This window comes from Paludisphaera borealis, from assembly GCF_001956985.1.
Taxonomy (GTDB): Bacteria; Planctomycetota; Planctomycetia; order Isosphaerales; family Isosphaeraceae; genus Paludisphaera; species Paludisphaera borealis.
The window spans coordinates 410719-425481 of sequence record NZ_CP019082.1 but is presented as its reverse complement, the minus strand read 5'-3'; the positions used below and the strand labels follow the sequence as shown (position 1 = coordinate 425481).

13 protein-coding genes and 1 pseudogene are annotated in these 14763 nt (G+C 66.7%); 8 read left to right on the top strand and 6 right to left on the bottom strand.

Translation table 11 applies throughout. From position 1 onward, the window contains the following. The first annotated feature begins 18 nt into the window (after positions 1 to 18). From BSF38_RS01690 to BSF38_RS01680, 3 genes are all read left to right on the top strand, one after another. Entirely contained in the window at positions 19 to 765 is a 747-nt protein-coding gene (locus tag BSF38_RS01690; RefSeq protein WP_338044237.1) for a zinc-ribbon domain-containing protein, read from the top strand. Between the two features lie 799 nt (positions 766 to 1564). Continuing rightward, the gene (locus BSF38_RS30515; protein WP_145951927.1) at positions 1565 to 1753 is read left to right on the top strand and encodes a hypothetical protein; all 189 of its coding nucleotides are present in this window, start codon (positions 1565 to 1567) and stop codon (positions 1751 to 1753) included. Then, a complete protein-coding gene (locus tag BSF38_RS01680; protein WP_076343170.1) occupies positions 1750 to 2406 on the top strand; it encodes a J domain-containing protein in 657 nt (218 codons plus the stop codon). The genes BSF38_RS30515 and BSF38_RS01680 overlap by 4 nt, the downstream gene beginning before the upstream one ends. 370 nt (positions 2407 to 2776) lie before the next feature. Here the strand turns inward: BSF38_RS01680 and BSF38_RS31150 are convergent, their stop codons facing one another. Further along, a complete protein-coding gene (locus tag BSF38_RS31150; RefSeq protein ID WP_168189288.1) occupies positions 2777 to 2944 on the bottom strand; it encodes a hypothetical protein in 168 nt (55 codons plus the stop codon). A gap of 263 nt (positions 2945 to 3207) precedes the next feature. On the opposite strand from BSF38_RS31150, the gene BSF38_RS01675 reads away from it, so the two are divergent. Continuing rightward, positions 3208 to 4179 (top strand): hypothetical protein, encoded by a 972-nt coding sequence (locus BSF38_RS01675; protein ID WP_076343169.1) that lies wholly within the window; start codon positions 3208 to 3210, stop codon positions 4177 to 4179. A gap of 175 nt (positions 4180 to 4354) precedes the next feature. Here BSF38_RS01675 and BSF38_RS31850 read toward each other — a convergent pair whose 3' ends face one another. The 3 genes and pseudogenes from BSF38_RS31850 to BSF38_RS01665 all read right to left on the bottom strand — a co-directional run bounded on the left by BSF38_RS31850 (position 4355) and on the right by BSF38_RS01665 (position 5839). Then, the gene (locus tag BSF38_RS31850; protein WP_237170696.1) at positions 4355 to 4585 is read right to left on the bottom strand and encodes an ATP-binding protein; all 231 of its coding nucleotides are present in this window, start codon (positions 4583 to 4585) and stop codon (positions 4355 to 4357) included. A gap of 77 nt (positions 4586 to 4662) precedes the next feature. After that, a pseudogene (locus BSF38_RS32545) lies at positions 4663 to 5031 on the bottom strand (DUF4062 domain-containing protein); the annotation flags it as partial. 58 nt (positions 5032 to 5089) lie between these two features. Further along, on the bottom strand, positions 5090 to 5839 hold the full coding sequence (locus BSF38_RS01665; protein WP_076343167.1) for a copper homeostasis protein CutC: 750 nt from the start codon (positions 5837 to 5839) through the stop codon (positions 5090 to 5092). A 119-nt stretch (positions 5840 to 5958) separates the two neighbouring features. Here BSF38_RS01665 and BSF38_RS01660 point away from each other — a divergent pair, with 119 nt between their 5' ends. Further along, positions 5959 to 7431, top strand: coding sequence for a DUF1501 domain-containing protein (locus BSF38_RS01660; RefSeq protein ID WP_076343166.1), 1473 nt, complete (start codon positions 5959 to 5961; stop codon positions 7429 to 7431). A 172-nt stretch (positions 7432 to 7603) separates the two neighbouring features. On the opposite strand, the gene BSF38_RS01655 is transcribed toward BSF38_RS01660, so the two are convergent. Further along, positions 7604 to 10867 (bottom strand): M56 family metallopeptidase, encoded by a 3264-nt coding sequence (locus tag BSF38_RS01655; RefSeq protein WP_076343165.1) that lies wholly within the window; start codon positions 10865 to 10867, stop codon positions 7604 to 7606. After that, entirely contained in the window at positions 10864 to 11277 is a 414-nt protein-coding gene (locus BSF38_RS01650) for a BlaI/MecI/CopY family transcriptional regulator (protein WP_076343164.1), read from the bottom strand. Before BSF38_RS01650 ends, BSF38_RS01655 begins: the two co-directional genes overlap by 4 nt. Before the next feature lie 329 nt (positions 11278 to 11606). Here BSF38_RS01650 and BSF38_RS01645 point away from each other — a divergent pair, with 329 nt between their 5' ends. From BSF38_RS01645 to BSF38_RS01635, 3 genes are all read left to right on the top strand, one after another. Beyond that, positions 11607 to 12920, top strand: coding sequence for a Gfo/Idh/MocA family protein (locus BSF38_RS01645; protein ID WP_237170695.1), 1314 nt, complete (start codon positions 11607 to 11609; stop codon positions 12918 to 12920). A gap of 161 nt (positions 12921 to 13081) precedes the next feature. Beyond that, positions 13082 to 13867, top strand: coding sequence for a hypothetical protein (locus BSF38_RS01640; RefSeq protein ID WP_076343163.1), 786 nt, complete (start codon positions 13082 to 13084; stop codon positions 13865 to 13867). A 78-nt stretch (positions 13868 to 13945) separates the two neighbouring features. Beyond that, a complete protein-coding gene (locus BSF38_RS01635) occupies positions 13946 to 14710 on the top strand; it encodes a hypothetical protein (RefSeq protein WP_076343162.1) in 765 nt (254 codons plus the stop codon). Positions 14711 to 14763 lie beyond the last annotated feature (53 nt).

The following is a 14763-nucleotide window of genomic DNA, read 5'->3' as shown; positions in this document are numbered from 1 at the left end:
TCTGCGCCCCCAGGAGACATGCTGCAATTGGTTTTTCCGGGATCGATCATGAACCACAACCGCAAGCGGCGCGAGGCGGTGGACCGGGAACGGCGACGCCACGAAGCCGCACTGCGGGACGCCGTCCTGGTCGATCCCACGGCCCTCGACCCGTGCAACAGCCCCGTCTCGCCCGACTTCGCCAGGCGCGGCTATTACCTCGACGTCCCCTTCAACTGCGCCTCGTGCGGGTCGGAGGAAGTCTGGACGGCCTCGCAGCAGAAGTGGTGGTACGAGGTGGCGAAGGGCTCGCTCTACTCGGGGGCCAAGCTCTGCCGGACGTGTCGGCGAGACGCCCGGTCGCACAAGGGGAAGGCCCACCCGCTACAGAACGCCAGGCGCTGGCTCGGCCTCATCCGAAACGACCTCGAACCGGCCCTGCGCGCCGCCGCCTGGCATCCCGTGATCGGCGCGGGGCAGTTGTATCCGGACGCCTTGAGCTACAATCGAGGCGACGTCCTCGTGAGGTTCCCGTTGGGGGGCTTACCCCTATCACACCGCCCTGATCCTCGAACACGGCAACGCCCGCGACGCCCAGTTCCGGACGCTCGTCCAAGTCGAATGCGACACATACCGCATGACGCATGGGGAACTGCAACGGCGCTTCGACGGCTTCCTGACAGCCGCCCGGCACGAGTTGGGGTTGGGAGCGAAGCCATGACACATCGAGCCCCATTTTTCAGAAACCCGATTCGTAACCCTCCGCGGCTTCCATTGATCGATTAGCGCAGCGAGTCAGAAGTTCATGAACTGGCCCCTGCGCGGTCTGGAGTCGTCCTCGACCCCCGGGGCCCTAACCGGGGCTCGCACCACGGGTTCGGACGAGCCGACCTCGTGCCGAACATCGGCCTAGCATTTGGCGCGGTTTGCCACTGGATTGCACATAGTAATCCAAAGATGTTTTTTTCACACACGCCTTCCCTCCTCGCGAGGCGAAGGGATTTCGGCCCCGGCCCGCCTGCGTCCCAAAAGTAAACCGCGCCAAGCTGGGTCGCTGCTTGAGTAAGAGTAAGATCGGCGACAATCTCCCGAAGGCAAAGAGATTACGTCGACCACCTAAATCATTCGTGAACAATCCGGGCTCCGGGTCCGATCGAACGGCGGGCCTGGCGCGGCTCCACGAACTTCGTCGACGTCGACCTTTTGTCATTTTTTCATGCAACGCGGGATGATTATCATAAGAAACACTAACGCCTGAATACAGCTTGGCTTACTCTTGCTGACATGGACCGAGACTATTGCTCTTCATCTCAACCCGTCGCCCTTCTCAGGGATAACGCGAACCGTGCCGGCTCCCTATTTTGGGAAAGCCTGACAAGGTGTCATCGATGACGGACTCATCAGTCCACTGGCGTCTTGTCGCTGTTCTTCTGATGGCGACGGCTCTTCGCTGTTGAGGGCGGGGAACCGCGTCGAAGCTTTGATTCCGGCCTCCGTCGCGAATCCGCCGAGTGGCGAGGCGAAGGCGTGCCTCTGCTTCACACAGGACCGACTCCTGCTCCTCGGGCGAACGGATTGCCAGGAGGTGCGATACAGCGAGGTCCGGCGCATCGCCTTGGCGGACCGGCCGTCGCGGGGCCTGAGCCTTCTGGCCGTCGAGTCGGAAGGCGGGGACGTCATCGCGTCGGTCGGCCGCCTTGAAGACCTGGTGAGGGTGATCAACCTGGCGACCAAACATTCCGTCCCCGTCAGCTATTTGAAGGCCACGCGATGAGCCCCGTCCCAGGTGCGACGAACTCCTACGCGATCCTCGGAATTCGCCGTGAGGCGAACGCCGCCGAGATCCGCGACGCCTACCGCAAGCTCGCCCTCGCGTGCCACCCCGACATGGTCGGGGAGGCCGAGAAAGTGGCGGCGGCCGCGCTGTCCAACCGGTTCACCGAGTCGTACGAGATCCTCCAGGACGAGGGGAGATGTGCGCGGTACGACCGCCTCCTCGACCAAGGCGTCATCCCCGACATGGGCAAGGCGGTCGGGGGCGCGCCGCCGGTGCGCGGCATCGCCGAGATCCTGGGCGAGATCCAATCACTCGATATCGAGGTGGACGAGAAGCGCCTGCTCGCCCCGATGGACGCCCGTCTTCGAACGCAGACGCTTATGCCCTCGCTCCTCCGGGGCGAGGCCATAACGGAACGGGTCATCGACGTGGTCCGGTCCTCCAAGATCAGGAACCTGACCCGCCTGACCTTGCCTCAGGGAACTCTTTCCGATCTCTTCTGCCCGTCGTTCCTGTACATGTACCCCAAGGACTTCACGCTCGTCGAGGCCGGCCGGGCGAGGGCGAGGCACTCGCTCCGGGTCGAGCACGAGGAGGGAGCGGGGCTGGAGATCGACTTCCCCGCCAAGCGGGTCCCCCGGCTGCTATGATGCGCTCCTGGCGCGACCGAGTCGTCGGCTTTGGACCAACCTGGGGGCTGCTCGCCTCGCTTGGGCTGGTCGTCATGCTCGCGGTGCACGCCCACCGCATCTGAAGGACAACGCGGAGTGGCCGCCCCTCGCCCCGACCGCCGAGGGTGGATCGCCGAGTCGCCGACCTCGATCAGGTCCGCGCGAGTCTCTCTCGACTGGAGGTCCGGCTCAGCGTCGATCAAGCCCGTGACGACTGGGAACGGTGAAGGCCGGGTTGACCGAAGACCCCATCGAACTGTCAGAGGAGGAAGACTCGGCGATCAGGCGGATCGCCTCGCAGTTCGAGCAGCAGGTGACCGACCCGCCCGGATGGGGCGCCGTCGTACGCCTACCGCGCCGCGGCGGTCCGGAACCAGGTCTTGTGACGCGCCTCGCGCTGGCCCGAGTCGCCGTGGCGGCGGATGCCGTCGATGTCGGAGAGTCCGAACTTCACGCCGGCCGAGAGCGCGGCGTCGCGGGTCTTCGAGCAGAACGCCTTCTCCGACGGCCCGACCACCCGCGCGGGCCGGAAGGTCTACGCCGAGGCGAAGCAGGCCGCGCCGAAATCGTCCGGGTTGCGGGCCAAGATCGTCGCCGGGGCGAAGTCGTTTCAGACGACCGCGACCACGCACGACCTCGACCGTGAGCTTGTCGGCCAGTTGCTCTCCGGCAGCGCCGACGCCCTGCCGCCGGAATTGGCCGACCGCTCGACTACGCCGCCGACGGCCGCCCCTTGGCCCTCACGATGGTCACCGCCAAGCCGCTGCCGGAACTCAAAACTTGCTCCACCCGACGCTCGTCGACACTCCCCTCGGGGCGAGGGTCATCGACCTCGACCGGCTCGTGGACAAGTTCACCGGGGACTCCGACTTCCGGTCCAAGGCGACGGAGGGCGTCGCCTCACACAACCTCTTGTATCAATTCGCCTGGGCGCATCGCGTCCTCGTCGTCGACTCGATTCGTGAGACGAGCCGGAGCAGACTACTCGATCTGATGAAGTTCCCCGAAAACTACTATCCCGATTTGCTCGCGAGAGCGCGTTTCACCCTCAAGAACGTCAACCTGGCGAGCACGGTCGGCCTGGCGATCAAGGACGTCGGCCGCCTTCGCGACCCCGATCGTAGTCCGCTCACGGCCAAGCCCGAGCACTTCGACGCCGGCCTGGTCAATGCCATACTCGAGGCCGCTCCGACGGGCGATCTCGACGAGTTCGTCAAGTCCCTCAACGCACGGTTCCACCGCCAGCTCGCCGAGCTCGACTCGCCGCTCGGCCTGGAAATCGGCTCCGGCCGTGAGGCCGGGCTCCGGGCGGCGGTCGAGGTCTTCCGGAACGCGATCGACTTCCCGCCGGAATTCGTTTACTGGAGCGGCGTGCGCGAGGCGGAATTCGCCGCCCGGCCCGAGGCTCTGCTAGCCCTAGAGTTGGGCGAGTCCCTGGTCCCGTTCCAGTTCATGCTCCAGATCGCGTTCACCTCGGCGTCCGCCTTCCTCGAACGGCCCCCCGGACAAGCTCGCGGCCGAAGAGGGCGAGAGCCCCGTCGAGGTCGTCAAGCTCTCGGAGCAACGTCTCCTGGTTCCCCAGGCAGGCCGCCAGAGCCGCGGGGTCCCCCGCGCAGAGCGGCTCCTGCCTCCGCAGGGCTTCGAGTACTTCGGTCGTCCGGCCTAGATCGCGGAGAAGCCGGGCGAGAAGCCCGAGCACCTGCCCGAGCCGGGGCTCGTCATTCGCGGCGGCGAGTCGCTCGACCGTCGTGATCGCCTCGCGGTTCGCCCCCTTTTAGGTCAGCAAGATCAACGCGGCCCAGACGGCGGCCGGATCCGCCCCGGGATCGTCGAGGAGCGCCCGGTACGCCAATTCCATGCCCGTGGGCGAGCCTACCGGGAGCCGGCGTCGCCGCTCTCCCTGCCGTCGGCGCAGGTAGCGCTTCGCTCAAGCGGCGAGCAGGGCCGACTTCCCAACGCCCGGCGGACCGGTCACCACGAGCGGCGGCCCGACCCCGTCGGCGTGAGCGTCGAGGTGGTCCATCTCGTCGAGACGCCCGACGAAGACATACGCCTGGGCGGCCGCGAGCGAATCGTGGGTGTCTGACTCGCGCCGCATCTGGTCGGGAGTCGTGGCCTCGGGAAACTCGCGGTCGACCAGCGCCGGGAGATCCTGCACGACCAGCTTCCCCATTTCGGCGGGGCTAACGACGCGTCTCGCGCCGTTTTCAACGTCGCCAGGATGATCTCCAGCTCGGTGACCGACAGTCCTTCGAGCCCGGCCAGCCACGGGTGCTCGACGAGAAGGGCGGCGGGGAACACCTTGGGCACCCATCCGTAACGCTCGCCGAGCATTGCGATAAAGTAAGGCTGGCACTCCTGGACCTCCTGGAGGCAGATCGTCAGCACTTCGTCCCGCCTCGCTTCCTCCGCCGTGATCCCCCAGCGAAGGTCCACCTCGCAGCAGGCGATGCCGCGCGACTCACACAAGGCGCGGAGCTGTGAGAAGACGTTCTTAGCCAATAGCTCACGCTCGGCCTGGAAGTCGCGGAACGTCGATGAGACGAACAGGCGTATGACCCGGCGGCGCTGGACGCCGGTCAGCAAGGCATGTGCCTCGTTCATAAATGCCTCGTCTGCAAAATCCGTAGGTGCGGATTCGCCCTTTCGCTCCGACTGGAACTCAACAGAGAGTCGATTCAGAATCCGCCGCGACCTCAATGATCCGCCGCACCCTCTCGGCCCGGACGCCTAGCCAGTCGAGAGTCGAGCCGTCGGGCGGCGCGAAGGCGGCGGGGCTCTCGTTGAGACCCATGGCCGCCGAGCCCAGATGAATCTCGCGCGCCCGGGTCCGGCGCACGATCCCACCCAAGTTCTCGACCGTCAGCCGGCCGGCGACGAGGACGCCGATGCGGTCGCCGGCTCGCGCGACCAAACGGACGAGCGCGTCGGCGCCTGCTTCGGCCGACGGCCGTCCTCCCGAAGTCAGCACGCGGTCGACGCCCAGCTCGACAAGGGTTTCCAAGGCTTCGTCCAGGTCGCGAGTCTGGTCGAACGCCTTGTGGAACGTGACGCTCATCGGCCGGGCCAACTCGATCAGGCGCGCGGTCGCGTCGCGATCGATCGTCCCGTCGTTCTTGAGAATCCCTAAGACGACGCCCGATGCGCCCAGGCGTTTGGCCGTTTCCACATCGTGGTGCATCGCCGCCAGCTCGGGCTCGCTCGGCGCGAAGTCGCCCGCGCGATTGCGGATCAGGACGTGGACCGGGATCGTCAGCCGCCGACACGCTTCGGCGATCGTCCCGGCGCTCGGGGTCGTCCCGCCGACCTCCAGGCGGTCGCACAGCTCGACCCGGTCGGCTCCTCCTTCACCCGCTTCTAGCGCCGAGCGCAGGTCGCCCACGCAGATTTCGACGGTGATCGATCGACCCATGACGCCTCCATCCGCCAACCGTCCGTCGATGCTCTCGCATCGGGCGGCGGAATCGAGTAAAGTTGAACCTCTATCCAACAAATAGCCGACAAAGTTGGCTGTCGATGGAGTCCCTAAAGATGGCGAGCCGCACAGGGCGAACGAGCGAAGCACAGCCTTGGCATCCCCAGATGACGCGGCGGCTCGCGGTGCAGGCGGGCGCGGTCGGGCTGTTGGGCCTGGGGATCGAGCATCTCGGCGCGCTCCGGGCGATGGGCGGGCCCGCGACGCCGAAGGGGCGCGACGATCGGGCGGTGATTTACATCTTCCTTTCGGGGGGATTGTCGCAGCTCGACAGCTTCGACCTCAAGCCCGACGCGCCGGCGGAAATCCGTGGCGAATTCCGGCCGATCGCCACGCGGACGCCGGGGCTGTCGATCTGCGAGCACTTGCCGAAGCTCGCCGAGCGGAGCGGGCTCTGGTCGCTGGTCCGGTCGCTCACGCATTCGTCGAACGACCATTCGGCGGGTCACCACATCATGCTTTCGGGGCGGTCGGACTTGCCGTCGGGCTTCGATCCGACCAAGCCCCGGCCGAGCGATTGGCCGTCGATCGCGTCGATCGCCGGGGCGCTCTGCCCGCCGAGGAACAACCTGCCGCCGGCCGTGGTCTTGCCCGAGAAGCTGATCCACTCCACCGGCCGGGCGATCCCCGGCCAGTTCGGCGGCGAGATGGGGGCGAAGCACGACCCCTGGTTCATCGAAGCCTCGCCGTTCGACCCCACGGCCTACGGGGCGTATCCGACGTACGAGTTCGACCACCAGCAGCGCCCGCCGGCGGGGGCCAAGACCAAGCGGTTCCAGACCCCGAGCCTCGGCCTGCCCGAAGGCTTCTCCGAGAGCCGTCTCGCCGGCCGGCTGGGATTGCTCGCGACGCTCGACCGCCAGCGCTCGGCCCTCGAGAATTCGGCGGCGGCCGGCGGGTTCGACGACGAGCGCCAGGGGGCCGTCTCGCTGCTCACCGACCGCAAGGTCAAGCAGGCCTTCGACGTTCTCCACGCCCCCGACGCCGTGCTCGACCGCTACGGCCGGCACACGTTCGGCTGGTCGCTCCTGATGGCGAAGCGACTGGTCGAGGCCGGCGTGAAGCTCGTCCAGGTGAACCTCGGCAACAACGAGACGTGGGACAACCACGGCAACATCTTCCCGCACCTCAAGGACAAGCTTTTCCCCCCGACCGACCAGGCCGTCTCGGCCCTGCTCGACGACCTGAACGCGTCCGGCCTGCTCGACTCGACCCTGGTCGTGATGGCCGGCGAGTTCGGCCGCACGCCCAAAATCTCCAGGCTGGCGGAGTTCTACAAACTCCCCGGCCGCGACCACTGGGGACCGGCCCAGAGCGTCCTTCTGGCCGGCGGAGGCGTGCAAGGGGGCCGCGTGATCGGCTCGACCGACAAGATCGGCGGCTACCCGCGATCCGACCCGCACCCCCCCGAGAACTTCGCCGCGACCATCTACAACGCCCTCGGCCTCCCTTCCAACGTCTCCTGGCGCGACCCCCAGGACCGCCCCCACTTCGTCTACCACGGCGAGCCGATCTCGGCCTTGATGTGATTCAGCGGGACGCCTGAATCGTCGGCGATCCAGACGACCCGCGATCCAAGCACGAGGCGCCGGCGAGTGAATCCGCCCAGGCCTCCGGACGCTCACTCGCCGACGCCTCGTGCTTGGATCGTTCGACTCCGCCCAAGGCCATTCAATGGCGACGCATCCTTGCGATCCGATATCAGGGCTTGACCGGCTTGAACACCAAGTCGGGAACCGAGACGGTCTTCAGGCCCTCGACCACGAAGTCGATCGCGCCCAGCTCCTGGTTCGGCCCCTTCCCGGGGATCGGGGCTTGGTACACGTGCCCCCGCGCGCCGGCGGCAAGCCCGCTCAGCGTGTAGCGTCCGAGGGCGTCGGTCTTCACGATGAGCTGAGGGACGTTGCGCTGGGTAGGACTCAGCGCCTCGAACTCGTCCCGAACACCGGCAGGTCCTACGAGGTAGGCGTACAGGACGGCTCGGGGGATGGGCGCCCCGGCTTCCGAGACCACCCTCCCGCTGGCCGTCGCCCCTTGATCGATCGAGACCGTCGCTTCGAAATCGTCGACGCCGATCGTACCGAAGCCCCCGCGCAAGCCGTCGATCGACTGGGCGAAGATGTACAAAGGCCGCGCCCACTTCTCGATCCGGAATACTCCGTGTCCATCCGTTTGCATAAATAAAGAATCGATCAAACTGATCTTTCCCTCGTAATTGCTCGTGGCGACGGTGATCCGCGCCCCGGACGCCGGTGCCCCTCCAAGCGCCTTGTCGCGAACCGTGATCGCGACCGAGTTCTCCTCTTTAAGTTCCCCGGCACGGTCCCTGAGCTTGAAATCACGGACGATCACCTCCCGGCCTTCGACGTGGAAACGACGGGTGTACTGATCGTCAGGGACGAAGCGGAGCTCGGTCCTCACTCGCTCGTCGGGCAATGCGAACGAGCCCGGCCCGACGCGGAACGCGAAGCTTCCTCCGGCGTCGGTCTTGGTCCACCGCTTCAGGGTTTCGGTCCTGGAGCCGTAGACCGTGGTCTGGCCGTCGCGCACTTCCACCGTCAAGTGTTCCACGTTCACGCCCCGCTCGAGGAGGCAGATGGTTTCTCTCGCCGCGGGTTCACCATTCTCCTTCGTGACCCGCCCCTTCACGAGCGCCCCCGGCGCCAGACGAAAATCAACGCCCCGGATCCGATCGCCGTCTTGAGGGAGGACCCCTCCCCGACTCGGGGCGGACCAATGGTCGTCGTCCACGCCGATCAGGTACGACGCCCCGGGCTGGAGCGTGAGGAGGTACGACCCGTCGGGTCCCGTCCGCTTCGAATTCGAGCTCGGGCCGAACGGCCGGCCCTGGCCCTCGGCCCGGACCAGGACGCCCAGCGCCGGCTCGCCGTCAGCCGAAAGCACACGACCGGAGACCGATGCGTTCCGCCGCACTCGCATGACGAGGCTCTCACCAGGACCTTTCCGATCTCCAAGCGCCGGCACGACGGCGAAGTCCTCGTTCTCAACCAAAAGGAAATCCGGCTGAGTCGACATCTTGGGGATGAAATCGAAGGTGGCGACCCCTGCACCGTCCGCGACCCGGGTAAACGCAGGTCCGATGAAGTTGCCTCCCCTATGCTTGCCCAGCTTCCAGAACCCCGGAAAGAGGACCGAGACTCCCGGGACAGGCGAGTCGGACGCATCGACGACCTTGACCTTGAAGGCCGTCGCACCGTCGAGGACGAGTTCGATGGTCTCGGGCAGTGGGGCGGGCTTGGGCCCCGGCCAGTAGACCTCGCTCTCGAAGTAATCAAGCCCCACACCGGGTTTGACGGCGGCGACGGAGCTTAACTCCGCATCCGGGGCGATTCGAACGCGGGCCTCGCCCTTCGCATCGGTCTTGTATTCCCAGGTCGCGAAGCCACGATAGGCGACCGCGACCGTCGCGTCGGCGATCGGCGCGCCTTGGAGGTCGACCACGCGTGCGGTCGTCTCGCGGGCAGGCTTGAGCGTCAATCTCGTCTTCAGTTCCGGATAAATCGCCGGATCACCGCCGTCATGTCGATCAACGGCCTGCAGCGAGCCGTCGGCGTTCGAGGCGACCACGCTGAACCACTTCTTCGCATCGACGTCGAAGAGGAAGCGGCCGTCGGCCGCCGTCCGCGCTTCGCGGAGGATTTCGTTCCAGCCCCAGGCCGCGACGTTTACGTCCGCCGCCGGCTTGCCGGACTCGTCGACGACCACGCCCTCAATGCGGGTCTTCGTGGGATCGAGGGGCTTCGAAGAGGCGACGACGGCCAGTGGCTGCTCGGCGTCGCCGAATCGGACGGCCGCGACGGCGGCCCCGGCGGCGAGGAACAGGACGGCCAGGGCGGCGACGGTGCCGCGACGTGTCGAGGTTTCGGCATGTCGGCGCGGGTCGATCAAGGCGGCGATCCGCGATTCGAGGGTGCCACGACGGGCGATCATGGGAAGGCCGAGCAGGGCGTCGAAGTCGGCCGCAAACGGCCGGCGCTCGGCGACCGCCAATAGGCTCGCCGCGTAGTCGGCCGGGTCGGCGGCGCGCAGAACGTGGTTGTCGCACAGCTCCTCGCGGGCCGATTCGAGCGCGCGGTTCATCAGATGGACCAGCGGATTCGGCCAGCAGAGGATCGCCGCGAACCGTTGGAGCAGCCCGACCAACGTATCCCGCCGCAACGCGTGGGCGCACTCGTGAATCAACACGTCGCGCAGGGCGTCGGCCGGAAGACTCGCCGCCAGCCCCTCCGGCATCAAAACCGACGGCCGGATCAGGCCGAGCGTCAACGGCTGGCTCGTCCGGTCCGAGACGCCGATCGCCGGCAGTCGGTCGACGTTCATTCGGAGGGCGGAGGCCACGCTTGGCAGGACCGTGCCGAACCGGAACGGCCGGGCCGACCGCCGGAGCCGGGCGACTTCTCTGCATCCCCAGGCGAGGCGAACGAGCAGGCCCAGAGCGCCGATGAGCCAGATCGCGACGATCGCGCCGCGGGTGATCCGGGGCCAGCGAGAGGACTCTGCAACGGCGGCCGGGGCGGCGGGCAGGGTCGTTCCAACGAAGAGGATGCTCTCGGCCACGACGCCCTGCGGGGGTCCATAGGACAGAACCTCCTCGATCGGGACTTCCCTTCTCGCCCCGCGTCTCGGACTCGCGGCTCCAGGGAATGAGCCAGCGCCAGCCGGGTCGGTCGAGGACGCCCGCTCGGGTCGATCCGCGATCGTCGAAGCGAGCTTCGGCAAGGCGATCGGGGGCAGGGCGAGCGTGGGGCCTACCCAGGCCAACGCCGGGCTGAGCAGGACGACGGCCAGGGCGCAGAGCCAGGCCGCGTGTCGGGCCGAGGCGCGGCGTTTGAGCGCCAGGCCGATCAATCCGGCCAGGACGATCGCCATCGTGGATACGAGCATCACGCCGGCGAGCAGGGCGAAAGCCGCATCGCCGAGATCAAGCCATCCCGCGCTTCTCATCCGTCGCTCCTTCCGGTCTTCTTGACGCCGTCGATCATCTTCCGGATCCGCTTCGCCTCGTCGGGCGAGACGCCTCGTTCCTTGAGCAAGGTCAGGATCAGGCCCTCGGCCGAACCGCCGAATGCCGAATCGAGCAGCCGCTTAACCATGCCGCCCAGCACCTGCTCGCGGGTCCGCGCCGCCCGGTAGAGGAAGGCGCGGCCCTCGGCCGTGCTTCGCAGCCAGCCCTTCTCCTCAAGCCGCGTCATCATCGTCTGGATCGTGTTCCGAGCCACCGGCCGGGCCTCGGCCAGGGTCTTCCAGACGTCGGCCACCGTCGCCTCGCCGCGGTCCCAGACCACCTGCATGATCGCGAGCTGCGCCTGCGACGGCGACGGCCCGTAATCGCCCTCCACGTCCTCGTCCGCCATGCCAAGGCCCTCCGTTGGATGCCCCGTCGTCTACAAAATCCGGACCCTCATCACCTACAGACGTCGGCAACATTACCTACACTCGTAGGCATCCACAAGAGGGTTCCGGGAGGAATTCTTCGGGTCGTCGGGCTTGCGACGGCGGGTGGAATGGTTTGGCAAGGGGAGGGGCGGCAGGTTAGGATGGCGCGTGAAGTTCCAACCGTCGCCCAAACCATCCAGGAACATACGGATGGGCTCGGGCGGGGTCTCGGCGGGCCGCCCTGTCGCGCGTTCGGGTCGAGATTCACGAGCTGGGCGGCACAACGTCTTCATCAGGAGAACCTGTAGTGACTGAACGACCTGATGCGATCGACTCTCCCTCGCGACGGCAGTTTTTGAAGGGTACGGCGGCGGTGGCGAGCGCGGGGGCGACGGCGGCCTCGTGGGTTCCCATGGTTCACGCGGCCGGCAGCGACGTGATCAAGATCGGCCTGGTGGGCGCGGGCGGCCGGGGCACCGGCGCGGCCGAGCAGGCGCTGACGGCCGACAGCGCCACGAAGCTGGTCGCCGTGGCCGACGCGTTCGGAGACCGGATCGAGGAGAGCCTCTCGGCCCTCAAGGGGTCGGGCGTCGGCTCGCGGGTCGACGTCGAGAAGGACCGGCAGTACACCGGCTTCGACGCTTACAAGAAGGTCATCGACCAGGTCGACCTCGTCCTGCTGACCACGCCGCCGGCCTTCCGGCCGATCCACCTGACCTACGCGGTTGAGAAGGGCGTGAACGCGTTCGTCGAGAAGCCGATGGCCGTCGACGGCCCCGGCCTTCGCATGTACATCAAGGCCTGCAAGGACGCCAAGGCCAAAAACCTCTCGCTGGTCAACGGCTTCTGCTGGCGGTACTTCCCCCCGCGCCGCGAGACCATGCAGCACGTTTTCGACGGTAAGATCGGCGACATCGTGTCGATCGAGACCACCTACAACTCGCAGGGCGTCTGGGAGCCTCGCCGGACCCGCGAGCAGTGCTCGTCGGACATGGAATACCAGATGCGCAACTGGTATTACTACTCGTGGCTCTCGGGCGACCACATCGTCGAGCAGGCGATCCACGGCATCGACACCATCGGCTGGGCGCTCGGCGACAAGCTGCCGATCCAGTGTTGGGGCGTGGGAGGCCGGCAGTCGCGGACCGACGCCAAGTACGGCAACATCTGGGACCACTTCTCGGTCGTCTACGAGTTCCCGAACAACGTCCGCGCCACCCACCAGTGCCGCCACTGGGTCAACACCCCGAACCGGGTGAAGGACTACATCTTCGGCACCAAGGGCATGGCCGACGTCTTCGGCAACAGCATCACCGGCCCTGAGAGCTGGAGCTACCGCCCCGGTCGCGGAAGCAAGAAGTCGGCGACTCCCGACATGTACCAGGTCGAGCACGACGAGATGTTCGCCGCCCTCCGCGCGGGCAAGCCGATCAACAACGGCGAGAAGGCCGCCAACAGCACGCTGCTGGCGATCATGGGCCGGACCGCCGCTTACACCGGCGAGAACATCACCCCCGACCAGATCCTCAACTCCAAGCTCGACATGAGCCCCGCCAAGTACGAGTTCGGCGCCAACCCGGTCGCGCCCATTCCGATCCCGGGCGTCACCAAGGTGGTCTGAAACCGAAGCGAAGCGAGAACATCGAAAATACAAGCCCGACGCGCAAGCGAGGGGATCGCCTCCGGGGAACCGGACGCCTCAACCATTCACTCGCTGGCGCTTCGGGCTTTGTAGGAAGGTCTGTTCGCGACGGCTGTCCGCCACCCATGAGTCAACCGCGCATGCCAAGCTACGACCCCGAGTTTCAGGACGCGGCCAAGGCGACTCCCGAGTCCTTCAATCCGACGCCGAGGCGCAACGGCTGCTGGTTCTACGGCTGCGTATTCGCGATCGTCTCGCTCGTGGTCGTCCTCCTCGGCCTGGCCGTCGTCGCGTTCGTGATCTATCGGACGTTGACGCAGTACGTCGAAAACTACACCGCCGTGGCGCCGGTCGCCTTGCCCAAGATCGAGATCACCGAGCAGCAGCGGCAGAGCGCCGTCGAACGCGCCCGGAAGTTCCGCGAGGCTCTCAAAGCCAAGGCCAAAACCGAGCCGCTGGTCCTGACCGGCGACGATCTCAACGCCCTGGTCCAGGAGTCCGACAAGCTCAAGGACCGCGTCTACCTGACGATCGTGGGAGACAAGATCAAGGCGCGCGTCAGCCTTCCGCTGGAAGAGTTCATCAACACCAGTCTGACGCGCGGCCGCTACCTCAACGGCGAGGCCGAACTCAAGGCGTCGATCCGGGACGGAGCGGCGCGGCTCGAAGTCGAATCGATCGACGTCGACGGCAAGCCGCTGCCCGACAACATCCGCGACCTGTTCGCGAAGCCGAGCATCCTGGAACTCGACAAGCAGGGCGACCGGGACGACCTGCTCCACCAGATCGCGTCGTTCGAGATCAAGGACGGTAAGGTCGTGATCACGTCGCGACCGGCCGAGCCGAAGCCGGCCGAGCCGCCCGAGCCCGCCGCGCCGCCGATGCCTCCGGAGGTCCCGAAGCCGGAGCCCGCCGAGGTCCCGTGATCGGCTAATTCTCCCCGGGGGATGGACGGTCGGGGCGACTCGTGCGAATATTCGATCACGGCGGCTGGGAGGAGTCCAATGGGCGTCGAATACAAGCACTACCTGATCCCCGAAGACAACACGTACGCGCCCGGTGCCGAGGCGTTGAGCAGGCTGGTGGACGCTCTGCTCGACGGCGGCTTCGTGCCCCGAGAGAGCACGGATTCCTTCAACAACAGTACGTTCAAGACCACCGCAGACGACGCGCACGCCAGAACGACCGGCTGCTTCGCTCAGACCAGGGACCAACGCTCCTCATCGTTCCCGTGCCCATGCTCGGCACGGGACGTCGCCCCCCTGGGCGAGCAGGACTTCAAGCTCGTCTGGCCGGTGGAGAGCAGCTATGAGTCCGGCCTTCAATACCCGCTCAATCCGTTCCCGGAGTGGGGAGACCCGTCCTACGACCTCGAAATCCACGTGGCGAGAGATTTCGTCTACCACCAATCCGAACTGATCGACCCGTTCGTCGATGCGGCCTGCCGGTGCGGCCGGAACTTGGACGAGTACTGGGACGAGGGGACGATCGAAGCGATCGCCGTCTTCGGCGACGCCCGGATTCCTCGCGCCTGCCCGGCGTGCGGAAGGCCCTTCCGCCCACAAGAATTCGTCGCCCAGGTGCGGGACGGCCGCACCGGCGAGCCGATCAGTCGTCCGGGTGGCGTCGTATATCGGTTCGCCGTCGTCGTCGATTGCGGCAAGGCCTTCGCCCGAGAGGAGTGGCCGATCCGGGCGTCCGAGGCCTTCACGGCCACGATAGCCAGGGCGCTCGGCCAGACGTTTTACCAGGTAGGCGACGTCCACTAGCTGATCGGTGACCGAGAAGCGGGCTTTTCCGGCCGGACTTGGGGACGAAGCAC

Bases quoted from the DNA above. Each gene is read 5' to 3' on its own strand.
- BSF38_RS01690 (WP_338044237.1), top strand. From the start codon at position 19: ATGCTGCAATTGGTTTTTCCGGGATCGATCATGAACCACAACCGCAAG.
- BSF38_RS01680 (WP_076343170.1), top strand. From the start codon at position 1,750: ATGAGCCCCGTCCCAGGTGCGACGAACTCCTACGCGATCCTCGGAATT.
- BSF38_RS01665 (WP_076343167.1), bottom strand. From the start codon at position 5,839: ATGGGTCGATCGATCACCGTCGAAATCTGCGTGGGCGACCTGCGCTCG.
- BSF38_RS01660 (WP_076343166.1), top strand. From the start codon at position 5,959: ATGGCGAGCCGCACAGGGCGAACGAGCGAAGCACAGCCTTGGCATCCC.
- BSF38_RS01655 (WP_076343165.1), bottom strand. From the start codon at position 10,867: ATGAGAAGCGCGGGATGGCTTGATCTCGGCGATGCGGCTTTCGCCCTG.
- BSF38_RS01650 (WP_076343164.1), bottom strand. From the start codon at position 11,277: ATGGCGGACGAGGACGTGGAGGGCGATTACGGGCCGTCGCCGTCGCAG.
- BSF38_RS01640 (WP_076343163.1), top strand. From the start codon at position 13,082: ATGCCAAGCTACGACCCCGAGTTTCAGGACGCGGCCAAGGCGACTCCC.
- BSF38_RS01635 (WP_076343162.1), top strand. From the start codon at position 13,946: ATGGGCGTCGAATACAAGCACTACCTGATCCCCGAAGACAACACGTAC.